Raw genomic sequence first — 19,193 nt, 5'->3', positions numbered from 1 at the left:
CTCATGCCGCAAGCTTTGCCGCAACCGCGGCGAAGGCGGTGATCAGCCGGTTGACCTGGGCGCCCGTGGTTGCCGGCGAAATCAGCATCATGTTGTGGAAGGGCGCGATCAGCACGCCGCGATTGACCAGCGCGACATGGATGGCGGCCTCCAGTTCCGGCGCATGCGCGCCTTCCGCCTCCGCACCATTGCGCAGCGGGCCGGGTGCGCAGATGAATTCGACGCGAGCACCGACGCGGGCGACATGCCAGGGCAGGCGATAGCGGTCGATCACGCCGGTCAGCCCGGCATCCAGACGCCGTGCCAGATGGTCCATCCGGTCATAATTCTCCGGCGTCATCACCTCTTCCAACGTGGCGCGCATCGTGGCGAACTGCAGCGGGTTGGCCGACAGCGTCGTGCCCATGCCGGAATAGCCGGGCTCCTTGGTCCTGTTGTAGTCGGCGTAGCGCGAGGCGACCTCGTCGCTCATGCCCCAAACGCTTGCCGGCACGCCGCCGGCGATGGGCTTGCCCAGCACGAACAAGTCCGGCTCCAGCCCGTATTTCCCGGTGTAGCCGCCGGGCCCGGTCGAGATGGTGTGCGTCTCGTCGATCAAAAGCAGCGTGCCGGTTTCGCGCGTCAGTCCGCGCAGCGCATCATGGAAGCCCGGATCGGCCAGCACCATGCAGGAATTGGTCAGCACCGGCTCGGCGATGACACAGGCCACATCCCTGTCCTTGAGCGCAGCCTCCAACGCCCCCACGTCATTGAACTCGACCACCTTTGCCGTGCGGGTCAGGTCGCGGAATTCGCCCGCCAGCCCCGGCCGGTTGACGGGCTTGCCGTCGATCAGCCGCACCATCGTCTCGTCGACCGAGCCATGATAGCAGCCGTTGAAGACCAGGATCTTTTCCCGCCCGGTGACGGCGCGGGCAACGCGCAGCGCAAAGCGGTTGGCGTCGGTCGCCGTCGTCGCGATCTGCCAGAACGGCAGGCCGAAACGCTGCTGCAGCAGCGGCCCTATCGCCAGCGCATCCTCCGAGGGCAGCATATACGTCAGGCCGCGCCCGGCTTGGCGGCGGATCGCGCGCGCCACCGGCGGCGGCGAGTGGCCGAACATCGAACCGGTGTCGCCGAGGCAGAAATCGTCGAGCCTGTTGCCGTCGATGTCGGTGATGGTGGCGCCCCTGGCGCTGTCGACCAGGATCGGAAACGGCGTCGGCCAGTCGTTCATCCAGTGCATCGGCACGCCGCCGAAGAAGCCGGGCAGGCCGTTGCCGACCTTGGCCTGCGATTGCGGCCGAGCCGTACGGAAGGCCGCGCCTTCGCTCTCGCGCAATTGCGCGATGCGGTCACGGCCGATGCCGCCGATGGATGTCTTTGAACCGTCGCTGCTGTGCATGGAAATCCCTCTGATGGGTTCCTCTTAACCAAGGAGCCTCCGCGACCGCAATGGCCCCGCATCTGTCCTGCATTGGCTCAGCCGCCAGCACCGACGCTTGACGCTCTCCGCGAAGTCAGCGCCAATGCTTGTCGGCCATGGCGAGGCGGGGACAAAATGCGGACGATTATCTGCGTGACGATGCTGTTCCTGTCGGCCAGCACGGCCCACGCCACCGGTGGCATCTGGTGCTCCGTCGATGACGCGGCGGTGAAATTCCAGGTCGATGCCGGCGTCACCACTGGCCTGGGCAGTCCGACCTTCAATTTTCGCGGCGACGTCGAAATCAAGGCGAGGCTGGCTGATGACCAACTGCGAAAGACGACATTCGAGAATTCCAACCTTACCCAGTATTGGCTCGACGCCAAGGAATTGCGGCTGAACATCTACCACGAACAGGAGGTGGCCAAGAGGTTCAGCTCGGTCGAGCTGACGATCCTGACCAAGGCCAGCGACGAGGGCGTCTATGGCGGAGACTACAAGCTTGCCGTCTATGACAGGGCGGCCGACAAGGACGGTGACGGCAAGACCGCCGATCTGAGCGGGGCTGTATCCTGTGGCGCCGAATAGATCGATCGGATGCGGCAGCGCGCAAACGCGCTATGACAGCGGCGGCGGGCTATTTCCGGGAGGTCGCTGCCGGATCGACGAGATTGATCTTTTCGCCGGGCGGAAAGCCGAACACCCGTTCGAAGTGCTTGGGGCCAAGCAGTAAGGCTGCCTGATCGATCAAATGCTGGTTGCGCGCATTGATCGTTTCGGGGCTTGGCGGCACAAAGCCTGGGATTCGCTGCGCGGTGAAATTCTGCACCTCGCCCTTCAGCGACAGGAGCTTGGCCAGCAGTTCCGGTTCCTCGTCGCCGAGCACCGATCGTGCGTGCTCCTCGAAATCGTCGGGCAATCCTTGCATCTTGGTCACTCCGCCTGCTCCACCAGCCGCCAGGGCACTCGTTCCCAGGCAATGCTGGATCTTGCTGGCCCATGCCGCGTGCCGCAGCCCATAGGTTCCATATAGGAAGCTGCTCGCCCCGTAACCACGCGCATTCTTCACCGTCAGCCGCGTCCCGGTGGTCGCGTAGAGCACCTGATTGGCTAGCTGGTGGCAGACGCCATCGATGCCGTAGATCAGTATGGTTCCCTGGGCGGCGGGAACTGTCGCGGAATCCGCATTCGACTGGACCAGGCATCGTGCCAGCGCCAGATGCCCGGACTGGTTGCCGAGAGTTCCCGTCGGATTGCCGGGCGTTCCACCGGTTGGATGATAGCTGCCCCAGCAGAACCAGTAGTCCTTGCCGGCGGCGGCGACAGCGGCTGCATTGGCATAGTGATGTTGCTGGTTGTCGTAGGTGGTGACCCAGGTATGGTCGACCGGCGAGCCGTCGACAAATGCCGGCGTCGCCCAGGCATGAAGCGTAACCGTGCTTGGCAAGGTGTCCTCCCATCGGAAGCTTGTCCAACGGAAAGAGGATGCGCTCAGGAAGGGCGGCGCGCAAGCATGGTGTCGGGCTTGACCCCGATGGCGCGGGGTTTCAGGCCGTGATGTCGATGACGCCGCAGTCGCCGGCGGCACTGCCGAAGGCGATACGGCGTTCTTCCTTGTCCCACATCATCGAAGTGATCGCGCCTTTGCCTTGCCGGCGCAAAAGCACTTCCTTGGCGTCGGCGAAGCGCGCAGCGATCACCATGCCGTCCTCATAGCCGATCGCGACGACATCCTGGCTTGGATGGCAGGCGACCGAGGTCACCATCGAATTGCCGCGCGTACCGAGCTCCAGCGGCGCTTTGCCCATCGGACCGTCCTTGCCTGAGAACGGCCAGACGATAGCCGCCGGCGCGCCGGAACTCGCCAGCCATTTGCCCTTGACGCTCCACGACAGGCTTTTGACCTTCCCGGGATAGCCGGTCATGCGCATGTGTTTGCCGTCGGCGAGCTTCCAGCCATGCAACGCATTCTCCTGCATTGATGTGACCAGGAAGGCGCCGTCCGGCGAGAAGGTGATACCGGTATGCGCGCCCGCCCATTCGAGCTCCACCGGCTTGCCCTCGGCGGCAGGGAAATGCAGCGTCGCACCATTGTAGCGGGCAACGCCGAAGCGCATGCCCTTGGGCGAAAACGCCAGCCCTTCGACTGAGCGTGGATGGGCAAATTCCCTGGTCTTGCCATCGGCGAAACGCACGAAAGCGGTCTTGCCGGTGGCATAGGCGATGGCGCCTTGCGGCCCGGCGGCAACGCTGGTGATCCACTTTTTCCCGGCGCTGGCCAGGTCTTGTACCGCGCCGCCAGACGTCACGGCAAACACCTTGCCGTCCTCGCCGCCGGTGATCAGCCGGTCGTTGGCCGCATCATGGAAGGCGGCGAGCAGCCCGTCATTGGCCTGCACCGTCTTGTGGCCGTTGTCGAGCCGATGGATGGCACCGTCGGCCAGCGCGAAATGTGGCACGTCGCCCAGAAAGACTGCGGCGACGCAATGGCCTTCGAGGTCGAGAGGGGCAACTGTTGGCATCAGAACCGTTCCAATGAAATCTGTCGCCAACCCGGGAAGGCGCCTGCGCGACCAAGTGTAGCGCCAACCTGCTCCCACAAGGGGGAGAAGGAAGAAGGGGCAGCGCTAGCGCCATAAAGTACGGAAATCAAGCCACCTGGCAGGCGTCGAAGCTCTTCTTCAGCCGCTCGGCGTCCAGCTCGCGGCCGATGAAAACCAGCCGGCTCTCATGCTTCTCGCCGTCTTTCCAGGCGCGCTGATGGTCGCCCTCGATGATCATGTGCACGCCCTGGATGACATAGCGCTCATCGTCGCCCTTGAGCGCGATGATGCCCTTCAGGCGCAGGATGTTCGGGCCTTCCATCTGGGTGATCTTCTCGATCCAGGGAAAGAATTTCTTTGGGTCCATCTCGCCGCCGCGCAGCGATACCGACTGCACCGTCACGTCATGGATGTCCGAGGGATGGTCGTGGTGGTGATGATCATGCCCGTCATGGTCATGATGGTGGTGATCGTGACCTTCATGGTCGTGATGATCGTGGTCATGATGATCGTGATCATGGGCCTCGAGGAAATGCGGATCGTTTTCCAACGCCCGCGACAGATCGAAGGCGCCGCGGTCGAGCACTTCCGAGAGGGCGACGCCGGCACGCGTCGTGCGATGGATCCTTGCCGCCGGATTGATGGCGCGGATCGTCGCCTCGACCTTGGCTAGTTCTTCCGGGGTGACCAGGTCGGTCTTGTTCAGCACGACGACGTCGGCGAAGGCGATCTGGTCCTCGGCCTCCTTGGAATCCTTGAGCCTGAGCGGCAGATGCTTGGCGTCGACCAGTGCCACCACCGCGTCGAGCTTGGTCTTGGAGCGCACGTCATCGTCCATGAAGAAGGTCTGCGCCACCGGCACCGGATCGGCGAGACCGGTGGTCTCGACCACGATGGCGTCGAAACGGCCGGGCCGGCGCATCAGGCCCTCGACGACGCGGATCAGGTCGCCGCGCACCGTGCAGCAGACACAGCCATTGTTCATCTCGTAGATCTCCTCGTCGGATTCCACGATCAGGTCGTTGTCGATGCCGATTTCGCCGAATTCGTTGACGATGACCGCATAGCGCCTGCCATGGTTCTCCGACAGGATGCGGTTGAGCAGCGTCGTCTTGCCGGCGCCGAGATAGCCGGTGAGAACGGTTACGGGGATCTGCGTCTGTGCGTCGCTCATGGCTTGCCTCGAAATGACTGGGGCCCTGAATCCAGGCCACGAAAAAGGGATTGTCGGATCCATATAGGATGTGCGCGGGGCTTTTGCACGGGGCAAACCAATGGGCCAAAGCGGCGATCGGGATTGTACCGGGTTCAATGGCCGCGCGGCGCCGGCGGCAGGATGGTCCAGGGGCGGGTTGCCGATCGCTGCGGCCTGCCTGCGATGCGGCGGCTGCGAATACGCTGCTTTCGAAAACTCGTTTGTCATCTAACTGAAATAAACATCTGGCATTAGCCACGGCGGGTAACGCAAAGCTTGCCGGCAAAGCTGTTTCACGTGCCGGAAACTTTTCGATCGTCGATTGCCAACGGGCCGGCTGTGTCTATGCTGCCGCTACCGGTATGGCCGAAGAGGGATGACCATGGCCAAGGCGGACAAGACTGCGACAATGAGCCGGCTGCATTCGGCGGCAAGGCTGGCAAGAACCGCGCTCGCCGCCCGGCTGCTGGCGCACGGCTTCTATGCCGGCCAGGACCAGATCATGCTGGCGCTCGACCGCGAGGACGGCCAGACGCCGGGCAATCTTGCCGGTCGCCTCGGCGTGCGGCCGCCGACCATCACCAAGACCATCAACCGGCTGCAGGCGCAGGGTTTCCTAGAGAAGCGCGCCTCCGAGGCCGATGCCCGCCAGGCGCATATCTTCCTCACCGAGAGCGGCCGCGAAACCATCCGCGCCATCGAGAAGTCGGTGAAGAAGACCGAAAAGCAGGCGCTGAAGGGCCTCGACAAGAAAGACCAGAAGGCGCTGTTCAAGCTGCTGGCCCGCATCGAGGCCAACCTCTCCAACGAGGAGTTGGTGCTGATCGACGACGACGCAGAGTCGGACGACTGATCGCAACGATCAGGCCGCTGCCAGGCCAGAGTCCCGGGTCAGCGACGACCAGCGTCCTGGTGTCATGCCGAACGCTTTCTTGAATTGCCTGTTGAAGTGGCTCTGGTCGGTGAAGCCGGCCTCGATCGCGATCTGCGCCAAAGGTTCGCCGGCGGCGATCATCCGCCGCGCGCGCTGAAGCCGGCGCATCACCAGGAAGCGATGCGGGCTGGTCGAGAAAGCGGCGCGGAAATGCCTCGACAGGGCATAACGGTCGAGCCCGGTGATGGCTTCCAACTCGCCGGAACGCACGGGGCGCGCTACATTCTCGGTCAGATAGTCGCGCGCCAGCACTGCCGCCCGCCACGCCGTCCTCGCCATCGGCTTTGCCGGCTGGCCGGCATGGCGCGCCAGGCCCTGCATCAGTTGCGTGAGAAAATCGTCGACGAACAGCTCGTCGAGTTCCTGCTGTAGCGGCCCCAGCGCCGAAAGCAGCGTTGCGCGGAAGGCCTCGTCCCTCACCACGGCGTCCCTGACGAAGGGCAGCGACAAGCCGCCAAGGCAGTCCAGCATCAGCGACGGTTCGAGATAGAGCATCCTGTAGCGCAGCCCGTCCTCGGTGCCGGCGCCGCCATCATGCAATTCGTCGGGATGCAAAACGATGATCTGGCCGGGCAGGCTCAGCCGCGTCGCGCCACGGTAGCGAAAGGTCTGCACGCCCTGCAGGGTCACCCCGATCGCGTAGGTGTCGTGGCGGTGCAGATCGAAGGCGGAGCCGTGGAACCTCGCTTCGATTCGCTCCATGCCTGCGGGGTCGGGAGCGGAGATGATGCAGTTTTCCGCCGCCTCAGTGCACAAACGTCCAAGACCCTCGAAGGCCTGGCGGTCTAGTTCGAACGGCATCTGCTCCTTCAGCCTCGCAATCGGGGCGCAATAACGAATGGTCTATTTTCTCATGTTCGATACGAAATTTGCAATCGTCCTGCGGGAGGACCTGCCCGTCTGGCAGAAACTCAACGTCACCGCCTTCCTGACCAGCGGCATCGTCGCGCAGTTTCCCGACATCATCGGCGAACCCTATCGCGACCGCTCAGGCAATCTCTACAACCCGCTCTCGATCCAGCCCGTCATCGTGCTCTCGGCCGATCAGGCGACGCTCGCCACGATCCACCGGCGCGCGCTGGAGCGCGGCGTGACCGCCTCGCTCTATGTCGAGGAGATGTTTTCCACCGGCTTTGACGCCGCCAACCGCGCCGTCTTCTCCGAGTTCGCGCCTGAAGACGCCAAGGTGGTCGGCATCGCGTTGCGCGCGGAGAAGAAGGTCGTCGACAAGATCACCAAGGGTGCCCGCATGCATGCCTAGTGGAGGAGATCTGGACTAAGCTTGACAGGTGTTGTTGTGCCAGCAAGTTCAGGCGGGGCGGCGGGCGACAATTGACTTGCCGGCACGCGACAATTCCCGCAAAGGTGGGCTTTAGTCCAGCTTTTCCCCGGCCTGCAAGTGACTGCTTCCAAAAAATATGTCGAAAGCGCGACGCCGCCGGTGGCGATCCTGTGCATGCTCACCACCTATGTCTTCTTCACCTTCCTTGACACCTCGAGCAAATATCTCGTCCTTGCCGGCGTTTCGGCGCTGATCGTCGCCTGGGTGCGCTTTGCCGTGCATGTCGTGCTGGTCGGCACGCTTTTGCGCGGCTGGCGCCAACCCATGCGGTTTCGCCCGGTCAACCTGCCGGCGCATGTGCTGCGCGGCGTGTTCCTGTTCGGCTCGACCATGTGCAACATCCTTGCGCTGCGCTCGCTGCAGCTGGCCGAGACGACGTCGATCTATTTCTTCGGGCCGATGGTGATCACCGCGCTTGCCGGCCCGTTGCTTGGCGAATGGGCCGGCTGGAGGCGTTGGCTGGCCATCCTAGCCGCCTTCGCCGGGGTTCTGATCATCACCAGACCGGGTGTCGGCGTTTTCGGCATCGGCCATCTCTTCGCGCTCGGCTCGATGCTGTCGAACAGCTTCTATGTCATCATGACGCGCCGCATGTCGGCGACCGAGACGTCGGAAAGCCTGATCCTGTTCGCGGCGCTGGCGCCGGCGGTGCTGCTTTTGCCCATGTTGCCGTTTTCATTCTCGCTGCCGCATGATGGCTGGCACTGGTTCGTCCTGCTCATGCTTGGCGTGTTCGGCGGCGTCGGGCACTGGCTGCTAGTGCAGGCCTATCGGCTGGCGACGACCACGGCGCTCGCGCCCTATCCCTATTCGCAGATGGTGTGGATGATCATCTCGGGCTGGATCGTCTTCAAGCAGTTTCCCGATCGCTGGACGCTGGTCGGCGCCGCGATCATCGTGGCCAGCGGCCTCTACATCGTCCACCGCGAGCATCGGCTTCGGCTGCAGAGCCGCGCGGCCTCCGATGTCGAGGCCGAGGCGCTGGCAAAAAAACTTTGATTTGCCCCCGATCGGTGGCATAACGCCGCCTTTAAACAGTTTAGGTCGGAATTCAGGTCGTTCGGGGGGCGCAAGGCGCTGGCACAAAAAATCAAGCTTTCGACGATCGCCGATGCACTCGGCGTGTCCACGGCCACCGTGTCGCTGGCGCTGCGCGACAGCCCGCTGGTTGCGGCCTCGACGCGCGACCGCATCAAGGAACATGCGCGCGCCATCGGCTATATCTACAACCGCCGCGCCGCCAGCCTGCGCACCTCGCGCTCGGGCATTGTCGGTGTCGTGGTGCACGACATCATGAATCCGTTCTTCGCCGAAATCCTGCGTTCGATCGAGAGCGAACTCGACCGCAGCCGGCAGACCTTCATCCTGTCCAATCACTACGACCAGCTCGAAAAGCAGCGCACGTTCATCGATACGTTGCTGCAGCTCGGCGCCGACGGCGTCATCATGTCGCCGGCCATCGGCACCCCGGCTGCCGACATCCTGATGGCCGAGGAGAATGGCCTGCCTGCGGTGCTGATCGCGCGCACCGTCGAGGGCGCCGACGTGCCGGTGTTTCGCGGCGACGATTCCTATGGCACCGGGCTTGCCACCAACCATCTGATCTCGCTCGGCCACAAGCGCATCGCCATGATCGGCGGCACCGACCAGACCTCGACTGGCCGCGACCGCTACCAGGGCTATGTCAACGCCATGGATGCGGCTGGCCTCGAGGTCAGGCCGTCTTGGCGCATCGCTGGCCCCCGTACCAAGCAGGCCGGCTTCGAGGCCGCCGGTCAGTTCCTGGCGCTGAAGGACAAGCCGACCGCCGCCTGCTGCTGGAATGATCTCGTCGCCATCGGCCTGATGAACGGCATTGCACGCGCCGGGTTGATGCCGGGCATCGACATCTCCGTCACCGGCTATGACGATCTCGAGGAGGCGGCGATCGCCACGCCGGCGCTGACCACCGTCTGGAACGGCCAGCGTGAGGTTGGCCGCCGTGCCGCCAGGGCGCTGCTCGACAAGCTCAACGGGCAGACCGTGCGGCCCTCGCAGGAATTGATCAAGCCGGAACTGCACGTGCGCCAGTCGACCGGCAAGCCGGTGGAGCGGGCATGACCAAGGCCGACCAACTGCAAGCCGTCACCATCCTGGTGCCGGCCGACTTCAGCGACCCTGCCGTCAGGCGTATCGATCGTACCTTCAACCAGGTCAGGATCGAGCGCGCCGATCCGGCTCTGGTTACGCAGGAGATGCGGAGCAACGTACGTGGCATCGCGTCCTTTGCCGGCATCAGCGCGCCGATGATGGATGCCTTGCCCAATCTCGAACTGATCGCCTCCTTCGGTGTCGGCTATGACTCGGTCGATGTGGCCCATGCCGCGGCGAAGAATATCATGGTCACCAACACGCCCGACGTCCTGACCGAGGAGGTCGCCGACACCGCGATCGGGCTGCTTATCAACACGATCCGCGACCTGCCGCGCGCCGAAACCTGGCTGCGCGACGGCAGCTGGGCACGCAAGGGCAACTATCCGTTGAGCCGGCTGACCTTGCGTGCGCGCCGCGTTGGCATTTTCGGCATGGGGCGCATCGGGCAGGCCATTGCGCGCCGGCTGGAAGCGTTCGGCCTGCCGGTCGCCTATCACAACCGGCGCCGCGTCGAGGGCCTTTCCTATCAGTACCATCCGACGCTGAAGGGCCTCGCCGAGGCGGTCGATACGCTGATTTCGGTGGCGCCTGGCGGCGCGTCGACGCAGAAGGCGGTCAATGCCGAAATCCTGTCGGCGCTCGGCGCCAACGGGGTCTTCGTCAATATCGGCCGTGGCAGCACGGTCGACGAGACGGCGCTGGCGGCAGCCCTTGCCGACGGGACCATCGCTGCCGCCGGGCTCGACGTTTTCGCCGACGAACCGAACGTGCCCAAGGCCCTGCTCGATGCGCCCAACACCTCGCTGCTGCCGCATGTCGGCTCGGCCTCCGAGCACACACGCCGCGCCATGGCTGATCTGTGCGTCGACAATCTGGTGTCCTGGTTCACCGAGCGCCGGCCGCTGACGCCGGTGCCGGAGACGGCGCATGTGAAAGCTCGCGGCTGAATGGCGGTTTGCCACACTTCTTAACACCAGCTTAACCCATTGAAATCATGCTTGATCCTGCCTGCCTCAAGGGATGAAGCCTAGAATGAAAACGCTTTCCGCAGTGATCGCTGCCGCTGCCCTGTTTGGCGGTGTCCAGCTGTTTCACGGCGGCAGCGGGGAGAGCGTCGCCGAAGAGGCCACGCCGGCCAATACCTACAGGCTGGTCGCCAATGGCGACCAGGAGGCCTGCGCGGTGACGCGGGGCGCTTCGATTTCGGAAGCGCTGTCGCTGTTGACGGTGGCGCCGAATTGCCGTCGGCTCTTGCCGGGCATAGAGCGGGCGAAATTCTGGCGCGAGCAACAGGACGGCACGGTCGCCTTCAGCGCCGATGGCTTAGATCCGATCGTCACTTTCAGCGTTGCGGATGGCGACGGCTACGAGTCCTATGCGCCGGCGTTGCCGCTGCTGTCCCTGGCGGCCAGGAAATAGACCATGGCGAAGTCTTGCTGGCGATATCGACCGTCCTGACTCGCCAAGCTCGCCGCCAGTCGAACATTTCGCGTGGGAAGCGGGACACACCCAAAAAAAGTCAGCTGGTAAAACCACTGGGTAAGCTGCCTGGCCGGACCTCTCGGAATGCTGGACGCGGCCCGCGTTTTGCCTCGCATGTGCCGGTGGATATCAGCAAAACCGTTGCATTCTGGGCAGATCCAGTAGGCTCCCGGCCCCGATGGACGGCGCCCGTTCGTGAAGTCATGCCACGCCACAAAAGCCATCAAAGTGCTTTCTTATTTAGATTGGCCTCAACTGCGTTAAATATAACACAGTCAACCACCATGCGGATCAAGTATGCGTAAGGCGGGAAGAGCTCCGCCAAGCGTGAAGCCGATCGAGGCCTGCCATAGGGCCTCGCTTCTGGATTCCGCCAGACCGGGGCTCACCGGCGGTAGGGGTTGGCTGCGGCTATGAATTACATTGGTGTGCCCGCAATCGGGCTGAAGGCCATGCGCCGGTCTGCCCGGTCAAGCGTGTTCGGAATCCTTACGGGCTCGATGCTGCTTATGACCGTGGGCAGCGCTTTCGCGTTGGCGGTCGGCGATCAGGTCTACAATCCCGGCACCGGCAATCTTGAGACTATTGTCCAGATCCCGTCGCCGCCCAACGGCTGGGTGGTGACCGCGGTTTCCTCCGGCGGCACTACCACGTTCAACGCCGTCATCGTCACGCCGCCTAACGTGGGCACAACCTACGTCTCCGGCGGAAAGACCTACAAGGTTCTATCTTATACCACGACGACGGTGAACGGCACCAACTACTATACCGGCATCGTGGTCGAGAACGAGACCGATTCCGGCAAACCGCAAACCACACTCAACGCGTATCAGCTCAACGTGCCGATCGATGGCGGTGGGGCGGGAGGCTCCGGTAGCGGCGGCACGGTGACCCAGGGCAACAGCGTGCGCTTCGTCGACCGCCAGACCGGTTCCAACGGCTCGGGCGGCTCCAACGCCTATGGCATCAAGATCGACTTCGGCATTCTCGGCAGTCTGACCATTGGCGTCAGCGGTTCCGATGGCCAGCCAGGCGGCAATGGGCCGACGATCAACGACACGCTGCACGCGACCGACAGCTACAGTTCCAGCCAGGCCGGCAAAGCCGCGGTCGAGATCGTCAGCGTCGGCGGTGATGGCGGCAAGGGTGGCGATTCCTACGGCAACCAGGACGCGCGCCAGGGTGGCGCCGCTGGTCAGGGCGGCGACATCACGCTGAACTCGGCGGCGACGATCACCACCGATGCGGTCGGTGCCGACGGCATCTTCGTGATGAGCAAGGGTGGCCAGGGCGGGGCCGGCGGCAGCGGCTACATCTTCAGCCAGGGTGGCTCCGGCGGCCCCCCGACAACCGGCGGCACGGTCATCGTCAACAACAGTGGCCGGATCACCACCAACCAGGACAAGTCGATCGGCATCTTTGCCCAGTCGATCGGCGGCGGCGGCGGCGCGGGCGGCGACAGCTTCGGCATTGTCGGCCAGCCCGGCTCGGCTTCCGCCGGCGGCAATGGCGGCACCGTCACCGTGACCAATACAGGCGTCGTCGAGACCAAGGGCGCGCGGTCCTACGGCATATGGGCGCAATCACTCGGCGGCAGCGGCGGCAACGCCGGTGACTCAGGCGGCATCGTCGCGCTGGGCAACAAGCTCGGCTCCGGCGGCGGTACCGGCAACACCGTGACCGTCAACAACAATGCCGGCGGCAACATCACCACCTATGGCGTCGGCGCCTTCGGCATCCTGGCGCAGTCGATCGGCGGCGGCGGCGGCGATGCGGGCGGCGCCGGCGGCCTCGTCGCCATCGGCGGGGACGCCGGCTCCGGCGGCGATGGCAAGACCGTCATCGTCACCAATGCCGCGGGCAACGTCATCAGGACGTTCGGCGGCTCGGACACGAGCGTCACCGATCTCGGTCCCACCATCCAGGACGTCGGCGCCGACGCGATCGTGGCGCAATCGATCGGCGGCGGCGGCGGCAATGGTTCGGGCAGTGGCGGCCTGGTCGCCATCGGCGGCGAGGGCAGCGCCGGCGGCATCGGCGGGGCGGTCTCGGTCACCAATGACGGCACCCTCATCACGATCGGCCCCAAGGCACGCGGCATCTTCGCCCAGTCGATCGGCGGCGGCGGCGGCAATGGCGGCGATAGCGGTGGTCTCGTCGCCATCGGCGGCAAGGGCTCCTCCACCAGCAACGGCGGCATCGTCACGGTCACCAACACGGGCACCATCACGACCGCGGGCACCGCCATCCAGGCGGAATCAATCGGCGGCGGCGGCGGCGATGGCGGCTCCGCTGGCGGCCTGTTCTCCATCGGCGGCTCGGGCGGCGGCGGCGGCGACGGCCTCAAGGTCACCGTCAATTCGTCCGGTCACCTAAGCACCAGCGGCGATGATGCCGTCGGCATCCTCGCCCAGTCGCTGGGCGGCGGCGGTGGCAACGGAGGCGGTTCGTATACGGTCGGCGAAGCCGTGGCGATCGCCATCGGCGGCTCCGGCGCAAAGGGCGGCAACGGCGGATCCGTCGAGGTCAACCACGTTGCCACGCCGGGCAATCTCAGCGGCCTCGTCGCCTCCAATATCACCACGGGCACCCGCGCCACCAACAATCTGGGCCAAACCGTCGTCACTGGCGCCAAGGCCTACGGCGTTTTCGCACAGTCGGTAGGCGGCGGCGGCGGCCGGGGAGGTCTTGCAGTTGCCGTCTCGAGCGCAACCTCCGGCGCCGGCGCCAGCTTCGCGCTCGGCGGTAAGGGCGGCCCCGGTGGCGACGGCAAGGACGTTACCGTCAATTACAAGGGCGACATCACCACCCAAGGGGACAGTGCCTACGGCATCTTCGCGCAGAGCGTCGGCGGCGGCGGCGGCGATGGCGGCGGCGCCGTCGCGGTCAGCGGCGGTGGCGCGTTCAACTTCGGCCTCTCGATGGGCGGCGCTGCCGGCGTCGGCGGCATTGGCGACATCGTTACCGTCAACACCGCGGGCGGCACGATCGAGACTTACGGCCTCCAGGCCTACGGCATCTTCGCGCAGTCGGTCGGCGGCGGCGGTGGCAACGGCGGCTTTGCCGGTGGCGGCACGATCGGCGCGGTTGCGCTGACTGTTACCCTTGGCGGCAAAGGGGCCGCGGGTGGCCTCGCCAAGGCCGTCACCGTGAACAATGCCTCGACTATCAGCACCCACGCGGACGGGTCGATAGGCATCAACGCGCAGAGCATCGGCGGCGGCGGCGGCAATGGCGGCTTCTCCATCGCCGGCGCGCTCGCGGTCGGCGCAATATCGGCCGCCGTCGGCGGCGACGCCGGTGACGGCAGCAGCGGCGGCACCGTCACGGTCAACAACCAGGGCGACATCAACACTTCGGGCATCAAGGCTTACGGCATCTTCGCGCAGAGCGTCGGCGGCGGCGGCGGCAATGGCGGTGGAGCGATCGCCTTCTCGCTCGCGGTTTCGCCCGATCCGGAAGAGATTCCGGCGGTCGCCGTTTCGGTCGCGGTCGGCGGCAAGGGCGGAGTAGGCAGCATCGGCGACACGGTGCATGTCATCAATGGCGGCGATATCACCACCCTTGGCACGGGGGCTCACGGCATCTGGGCCCAATCGGTGGGCGGCGGTGGCGGCACCGGCGGCTATGCCGGAGCTGGTTCCGGCTCAATGGGGCCGGGTGCCAACATATCGGTCGCCGTTGGCGGTACTGGCGGGACAGGCGGGAACGGCGGCGCCGTCATCGTCGATGCGGGCAAGGACGCGCTCGGCGCGATCGTCGCTGGCTCGGCCATCACCACCTGGGGCCTGGGCGCCGACGGCGTCCGGGCGCAGTCGATCGGCGGCGGCGGCGGCGACGGCGGCTTCGCGATCGGCGTCAATCTCGGCATAAACAACAGCGACCTGCCGTTGGCTTCGATCGGCGTCACCGTCGGCGGCCAGGGCGCGCTTGGGGGCGATGGTTCGAGCGCGACGGTCAACAATTGGTCGGTCATCCGAACCTACGGCGACAATTCGGCTGGCATCTTCGCGCAAAGCGCGGGCGGTGGCGGCGGCGATGGCGGCAACGCGATCACGGCGGTCGGAAGCTGGGCCAACGCGACCAGTTCGAGCGCGCAGAACACCAATATCTCGGTGGCCATCGGCGGCAATGGCGCGCTCGCCGGCGACGGCAAGGACGTCAACGTCAACAACCACGGCAACATCGAGACCGGCCTCGTCACCACCAACAAGGACATAGCCGGCGATACGGTTATCACCGGCAACAGCGGCTACGGCATCTTCGCCCAGTCGATAGGCGGCGGCGGCGGCATCGGCGGTCGAGCCAACTCGATCAACGTGCTGGTCGGCAAGGGTGAGGCGCCCGAGGATGCTCTCATCAACGTCGCCATGTCCGTCGCGGTCGGCGGGCAGGGCGGAGCGGCCGGCGATGGCGGACATGTGACCGTCAACAATGACGGCAGCATCATCACCAACGGCTCGCTTGCCGACGGCATATATGCGCAGAGCGTTGGCGGCGGCGGTGGCGCGGGCGGCAACGGCATTCTAGGCACGGACGAATTGATCCCCGTTCCCGCGGCGCTGATCGCCAACGTGCTCTTCGGCAAGACCAAGATTTACAGCGCGCTTGGCGCCGCCGTTGGCGGCAATGGCGGCGGGTCGGGCATTGGCGGCCTTGTCGAGGTCACCAATACCGGCAACATCACCACCAAGGGCAGCAATTCCAACGGCATCTTCGCCCAATCGGTCGGTGGCGGCGGCGGTGTCGGCGGCAAGGCCAATATCGGCGCCACCGGTACGATCGGCGTCGGCGGCAAGGGCACCAGTGGCGGCGACGGCGGCATCGTTCATGTCATCAACGACGGCAGCGGCAAGATCGAGACCTTCGGCGCGGCATCCAACGGCATCTTCGCCCAGTCGGTGGGCGGCGGCGGTGGTGTCGCCGGCAATGTCGATCGTGTGCTGGCGAACGGAGCCGGGCCGATCCCGGCTCTCAATCTCGGCATCGGCCTTGCTTTTGGCCAGGGTGGCGGCGCTGGCGGATCGGGCAAGGACGTCACGGTCGAAGGCAACGGGACGATCATCACCCACGGCTCCTCCGCGGCCGGCATCTTCGCCCAGTCGGTGGGCGGTGGCGGCGGCATTCTGGGCACGCTCGGCAACGAGCTGATCCCGGGCATCGGCGATGTCACGAACTGGGCGGTCGGCAGCAATGGCGATGCCGGCGATTCAGGCCTCGTCCACGTCAATCATTCCGGCACCGTCGATACCTATGGCGACGGTTCCATAGGCATCTTCGCGCAGAGCAATGGCGGCAGGAAGGATACGACACAGAACTATCTCGGCACGGCCGGCAACGTCACCGTCGATCTCACCGGATCGGTCGTCACTCACGCCGCCGGCACCGACGCCATCGTCGCGCAGAGCAAGGCAGTCGACGGGAACGGCAATATCGCCATCAACCTTACCAGCACGGCAGGCCTGGTGAAGGGCGGCGCCACCGACGCCAACCATACCGGCGTCGGCGTCTGGATCATCGATGGCAACACTAACACGATCAGCAACAAGGGCACGATCACGACCGCAAGCGGGACGGACGGCGGCTGGGCGATCCTGTCCGGCGATGGCAAGGAGGCGGTCACCAATTACGGCACGGTCACCGGCTCCTTCGATCTTGGCGCGGGCGTCAATAGCTTCACCAACATGGCGGGCGCTACCTTCAACGCCGGCCTCGACGCCAAACTCGGCACCGGCAATCTCTTCTCCGACGGCGGCTACTTCTCGCCCGGCGGCGACGGCAATGTGATGACGACCAACCTTGTCGGCAATTGGAATCAGTCCTCGACCGGCGCCTACAAGCTCGACATCGACCTCGATCCGGCATCGGACCTGTTCAACATCGGCGGCACCGCAAATCTGAGCGGCGCGGTCGACCTGAACATAATGGACCCTGCCGTGGCGAAGCCTGGCAGCCAGGAGTTCCTCATCCTGCATGCTGACGGGGGTGTCACCAACGATGGATTGACGCTGAATGCGGTACCCAGCGTGGTGGCGCGGTATCAGCTGCTGTATCCCAATGCCGACGACGTTTTCCTCAACGTCGACATCAATTTCGCGCCCACGGGCCTCACCGGCAACCAGGGCTTGATCGGCAACGCGGTCAATGCGATCCAGACCGGGTCGCCCCCGGCGACCTTCAATAAGATCGCCGACGCGCTCTATTACATTCCGACGCTCGATCAGCTTGGCGCGGTCTATGATTCGATCTCGGGTGAGGGCGTCTCGGGCGTCGAGCAGCCGCAATTCGACGCCTATGGCACATTCCTGACCTCGATGACCCGCCAGGCGGATTTCTGGCGCACTGGGCTCGGTGTCGATCCGACGGATCGCACCATCACGCCGCAGGCTTATGACGAGCCGAAGAAAGCCAAGAAAGATCCGTTCAAAACCCTCCAGCCCGATGAACGGCGATGGAGCTATTGGGCCACCGCCGGCGGTAGTGGCGGTAAGATCAGTGGTAATGCGGCGGCAGGCAGTGCCGACAACGTCTACAAGGGCGGCAGCTTCGCGGCGGGCATGGATTCCGCCGCCGATCCCGATGTGCTGATGGGCTTCGCGCTTGGGGGCTCCGTGTCTTCCTTTTCCGTCGACGACCGCCAGACATCGGGCAACATCAACGGTGGCCAGGTCGGAGCTCATCTCACCCGTAAGTGGGACCAGTTCTACATCAACGGAGCCCTCGCTTTCGGCCTCTACAACAATAATGTCGATCGCGACGCCACCATCCCCGGATCCAACGCACCGCTCGACCCGGTTGCTGGCCTCCAGACCGAGCACTGGAAAAGCAATTTCCTGAGCGCGGGGTTCGCCACCAGCATGGAGGCCGGCTGGCGACAGGCGGTGGGCGAGGGCGCGATCACTCCTTTTGCCGGACTACAGTTCTCGATGCTGTCGATGGACGCCTTCAACGAGACCGCGATCGGTGGGGGCTCACTTGGCCTCGGCTTCGACCGCCGCGCCATCCTATCGCTGCCGGTCTCGCTCGGCCTGCAACTCGACACGACGATGGACGTCGGCAATGGCCGGTCGCTGCAGGCCTGGGGCCGCACGGCCTGGGTGCATGAGTTCGAGCCGGACCGCTCGGTCAAGCCGGAGTTCCAGGCGGCGCCCGGCTATCCCCTCGTCATCCAAGGCGCCGCTGCCACCGAGAATGCGGTTGCCGTCGACGCTGGCCTGAAGATGAATTGGAGCAACAATACCTCGATGTTCGCCACCTTCGATGGCAAGTTCGGCAAGGGCGTCCAGGCTTATGGCGGTAATGTCGGGTTTAGGGTGAACTGGTAGCTCAAATCCTATTCGGCCGCGGCCCTCGAGCCGGCCTTCGCCGCTGCGTGAAGGCGCACCGCGTCGCCGAAGGCGCGGAAAATCTTGGCCGAATTGCTGTCCGAGTTGACCCAGTATTCGGGATGCCACTGGACGCCGACGGCGAAGGCGCGGGCTCCCTTGACCGAAACCGCTTCGACCGTGCCGTCGGTGGCGACAGCCTCGATCTCGAGCCTTGACCCCAGCCTGTCGATCGCCTGGCGATGCAAGGAGTTGACCTTGATGTCGCCGGCCCCGAACACGCCGGCGAGGCAACTGCCCGGCTTGATCGAAATGGTCTGATGGATGGCGAAGCGCTCTTCCTGCTTGTCGCTCACCGGCGCGCGGTGGTCGAGCGAACCCTCGCGCTCATGGATCTCGGTGCCCAGCGTACCGCCGAGCGCCACGTTCAACTCCTGGATACCGCGGCAGATGGCGAGCAGCGGCACTCCACGCTCGATCGCCCGGCGGATCAATGGCAGCGTCGTGGCGTCACGGGCCTGGTCGTAGGGGCCGTTGGCTTCACTGGCATCACCACCGTAGAGCGAGGGGTGCACATTGGATTTCGAGCCGGTGACCATGACACCGTCGACCGAGGACAGAAGTTCGTCGAAGTCGAGCCGGTCGCCGAACGAGGGCACCAGCAGAGGGAAAACGCCGGCACCGGCAACGGCCGCTTCCAGATATTGCTGCGGGGCGGCATGCCAGGTGTAGTTGTCGAACTGACGGACGTCGGTCGATATGGCGACGAGCGGCTGATGCATTTTGGGTCGGGTTTCCATCTGGACGCAGCTATGTTGCCCGCAAAATAGGCGA

14 protein-coding genes are annotated in these 19,193 nt (G+C 64.9%); 8 read left to right on the top strand and 6 right to left on the bottom strand.

Annotated elements, in window-relative coordinates; genetic code table 11:
* Position 1 precedes the first annotated feature (1 nt).
* A complete protein-coding gene (locus EB233_RS01795) occupies positions 2 to 1,384 on the bottom strand; it encodes an aspartate aminotransferase family protein (protein WP_064990313.1) in 1,383 nt (460 codons plus the stop codon).
* A 156-nt stretch (positions 1,385 to 1,540) separates the two neighbouring features.
* Between EB233_RS01795 and EB233_RS01790 the strand changes: the two genes are divergently transcribed.
* Positions 1,541 to 1,993 carry a hypothetical protein gene (locus EB233_RS01790; protein WP_064990314.1) on the top strand — a complete coding sequence of 151 codons (453 nt, stop codon included), beginning with the start codon at positions 1,541 to 1,543 and terminating at the stop codon, positions 1,991 to 1,993.
* Between the two features lie 49 nt (positions 1,994 to 2,042).
* Here the strand turns inward: EB233_RS01790 and EB233_RS01785 are convergent, their stop codons facing one another.
* The 3 genes from EB233_RS01785 to EB233_RS01775 form a co-directional block, all read right to left on the bottom strand.
* On the bottom strand, positions 2,043 to 2,852 hold the full coding sequence (locus EB233_RS01785) for a hypothetical protein (RefSeq protein WP_064990315.1): 810 nt from the start codon (positions 2,850 to 2,852) through the stop codon (positions 2,043 to 2,045).
* A gap of 100 nt (positions 2,853 to 2,952) precedes the next feature.
* Positions 2,953 to 3,927, bottom strand: a complete 975-nt coding sequence (locus EB233_RS01780; protein ID WP_027055655.1) for a WD40 repeat domain-containing protein — start codon at positions 3,925 to 3,927, stop codon at positions 2,953 to 2,955.
* Positions 3,928 to 4,054: 127 nt separating this feature from the next.
* Positions 4,055 to 5,122 (bottom strand): CobW family GTP-binding protein, encoded by a 1,068-nt coding sequence (locus EB233_RS01775; protein WP_064990316.1) that lies wholly within the window; start codon positions 5,120 to 5,122, stop codon positions 4,055 to 4,057.
* Positions 5,123 to 5,525: 403 nt separating this feature from the next.
* On the opposite strand from EB233_RS01775, the gene EB233_RS01770 reads away from it, so the two are divergent.
* Positions 5,526 to 5,996 carry a MarR family winged helix-turn-helix transcriptional regulator gene (locus tag EB233_RS01770; RefSeq protein ID WP_027055653.1) on the top strand — a complete coding sequence of 157 codons (471 nt, stop codon included), beginning with the start codon at positions 5,526 to 5,528 and terminating at the stop codon, positions 5,994 to 5,996.
* A gap of 9 nt (positions 5,997 to 6,005) precedes the next feature.
* Here EB233_RS01770 and EB233_RS01765 read toward each other — a convergent pair whose 3' ends face one another.
* Entirely contained in the window at positions 6,006 to 6,878 is an 873-nt protein-coding gene (locus EB233_RS01765; RefSeq protein ID WP_064990317.1) for an AraC family transcriptional regulator, read from the bottom strand.
* 52 nt (positions 6,879 to 6,930) lie between these two features.
* Here EB233_RS01765 and EB233_RS01760 point away from each other — a divergent pair, with 52 nt between their 5' ends.
* From EB233_RS01760 to EB233_RS01735, 6 genes are all read left to right on the top strand, one after another.
* Entirely contained in the window at positions 6,931 to 7,338 is a 408-nt protein-coding gene (locus EB233_RS01760) for a DUF2000 family protein (RefSeq protein WP_064990714.1), read from the top strand.
* Positions 7,339 to 7,533: 195 nt separating this feature from the next.
* Entirely contained in the window at positions 7,534 to 8,418 is an 885-nt protein-coding gene (locus EB233_RS01755) for a DMT family transporter (protein WP_064990715.1), read from the top strand.
* Positions 8,419 to 8,541: 123 nt separating this feature from the next.
* A complete protein-coding gene (locus EB233_RS01750) occupies positions 8,542 to 9,519 on the top strand; it encodes a LacI family DNA-binding transcriptional regulator (protein WP_027055649.1) in 978 nt (325 codons plus the stop codon).
* A complete protein-coding gene (locus tag EB233_RS01745) occupies positions 9,516 to 10,499 on the top strand; it encodes a 2-hydroxyacid dehydrogenase (protein WP_064990318.1) in 984 nt (327 codons plus the stop codon). The genes EB233_RS01750 and EB233_RS01745 overlap by 4 nt, the downstream gene beginning before the upstream one ends.
* 85 nt (positions 10,500 to 10,584) lie before the next feature.
* Complete coding sequence (locus EB233_RS01740; RefSeq protein ID WP_064990319.1) at positions 10,585 to 10,971, top strand: hypothetical protein; 387 nt, start codon at positions 10,585 to 10,587, stop codon at positions 10,969 to 10,971.
* A 572-nt stretch (positions 10,972 to 11,543) separates the two neighbouring features.
* Positions 11,544 to 18,359 carry a hypothetical protein gene (locus EB233_RS01735; protein WP_155765372.1) on the top strand — a complete coding sequence of 2,272 codons (6,816 nt, stop codon included), beginning with the start codon at positions 11,544 to 11,546 and terminating at the stop codon, positions 18,357 to 18,359.
* Positions 18,360 to 18,367: 8 nt separating this feature from the next.
* Here EB233_RS01735 and EB233_RS01730 read toward each other — a convergent pair whose 3' ends face one another.
* On the bottom strand, positions 18,368 to 19,141 hold the full coding sequence (locus EB233_RS01730; RefSeq protein WP_064990716.1) for a gamma-glutamyl-gamma-aminobutyrate hydrolase family protein: 774 nt from the start codon (positions 19,139 to 19,141) through the stop codon (positions 18,368 to 18,370).
* Positions 19,142 to 19,193 lie beyond the last annotated feature (52 nt).

It is taken from the genome of Mesorhizobium erdmanii (genome assembly GCF_013170725.1).
GTDB classification, from domain to species: domain Bacteria; phylum Pseudomonadota; class Alphaproteobacteria; order Rhizobiales; family Rhizobiaceae; genus Mesorhizobium; species Mesorhizobium erdmanii.
The sequence above is the reverse complement of the archived record's forward strand: the minus strand, read 5'-3'. Positions and strand labels throughout refer to the sequence as shown.

What these genes read in the sequence shown, in the direction of transcription:
- EB233_RS01795 (WP_064990313.1), bottom strand. Translation starts at nt 1,384, where the DNA reads ATGCACAGCAGCGACGGTTCAAAGACATCCATCGGCGGCATCGGCCGT.
- EB233_RS01760 (WP_064990714.1), top strand. Translation starts at nt 6,931, where the DNA reads ATGTTCGATACGAAATTTGCAATCGTCCTGCGGGAGGACCTGCCCGTC.
- EB233_RS01730 (WP_064990716.1), bottom strand. Translation starts at nt 19,141, where the DNA reads ATGCATCAGCCGCTCGTCGCCATATCGACCGACGTCCGTCAGTTCGAC.
- EB233_RS01790 (WP_064990314.1), top strand. Translation starts at nt 1,541, where the DNA reads ATGCGGACGATTATCTGCGTGACGATGCTGTTCCTGTCGGCCAGCACG.
- EB233_RS01745 (WP_064990318.1), top strand. Translation starts at nt 9,516, where the DNA reads ATGACCAAGGCCGACCAACTGCAAGCCGTCACCATCCTGGTGCCGGCC.
- EB233_RS01740 (WP_064990319.1), top strand. Translation starts at nt 10,585, where the DNA reads ATGAAAACGCTTTCCGCAGTGATCGCTGCCGCTGCCCTGTTTGGCGGT.
- EB233_RS01775 (WP_064990316.1), bottom strand. Translation starts at nt 5,122, where the DNA reads ATGAGCGACGCACAGACGCAGATCCCCGTAACCGTTCTCACCGGCTAT.
- EB233_RS01735 (WP_155765372.1), top strand. Translation starts at nt 11,544, where the DNA reads ATGACCGTGGGCAGCGCTTTCGCGTTGGCGGTCGGCGATCAGGTCTAC.
- EB233_RS01765 (WP_064990317.1), bottom strand. Translation starts at nt 6,878, where the DNA reads ATGCCGTTCGAACTAGACCGCCAGGCCTTCGAGGGTCTTGGACGTTTG.
- EB233_RS01780 (WP_027055655.1), bottom strand. Translation starts at nt 3,927, where the DNA reads ATGCCAACAGTTGCCCCTCTCGACCTCGAAGGCCATTGCGTCGCCGCA.
- EB233_RS01755 (WP_064990715.1), top strand. Translation starts at nt 7,534, where the DNA reads ATGCTCACCACCTATGTCTTCTTCACCTTCCTTGACACCTCGAGCAAA.
- EB233_RS01770 (WP_027055653.1), top strand. Translation starts at nt 5,526, where the DNA reads ATGGCCAAGGCGGACAAGACTGCGACAATGAGCCGGCTGCATTCGGCG.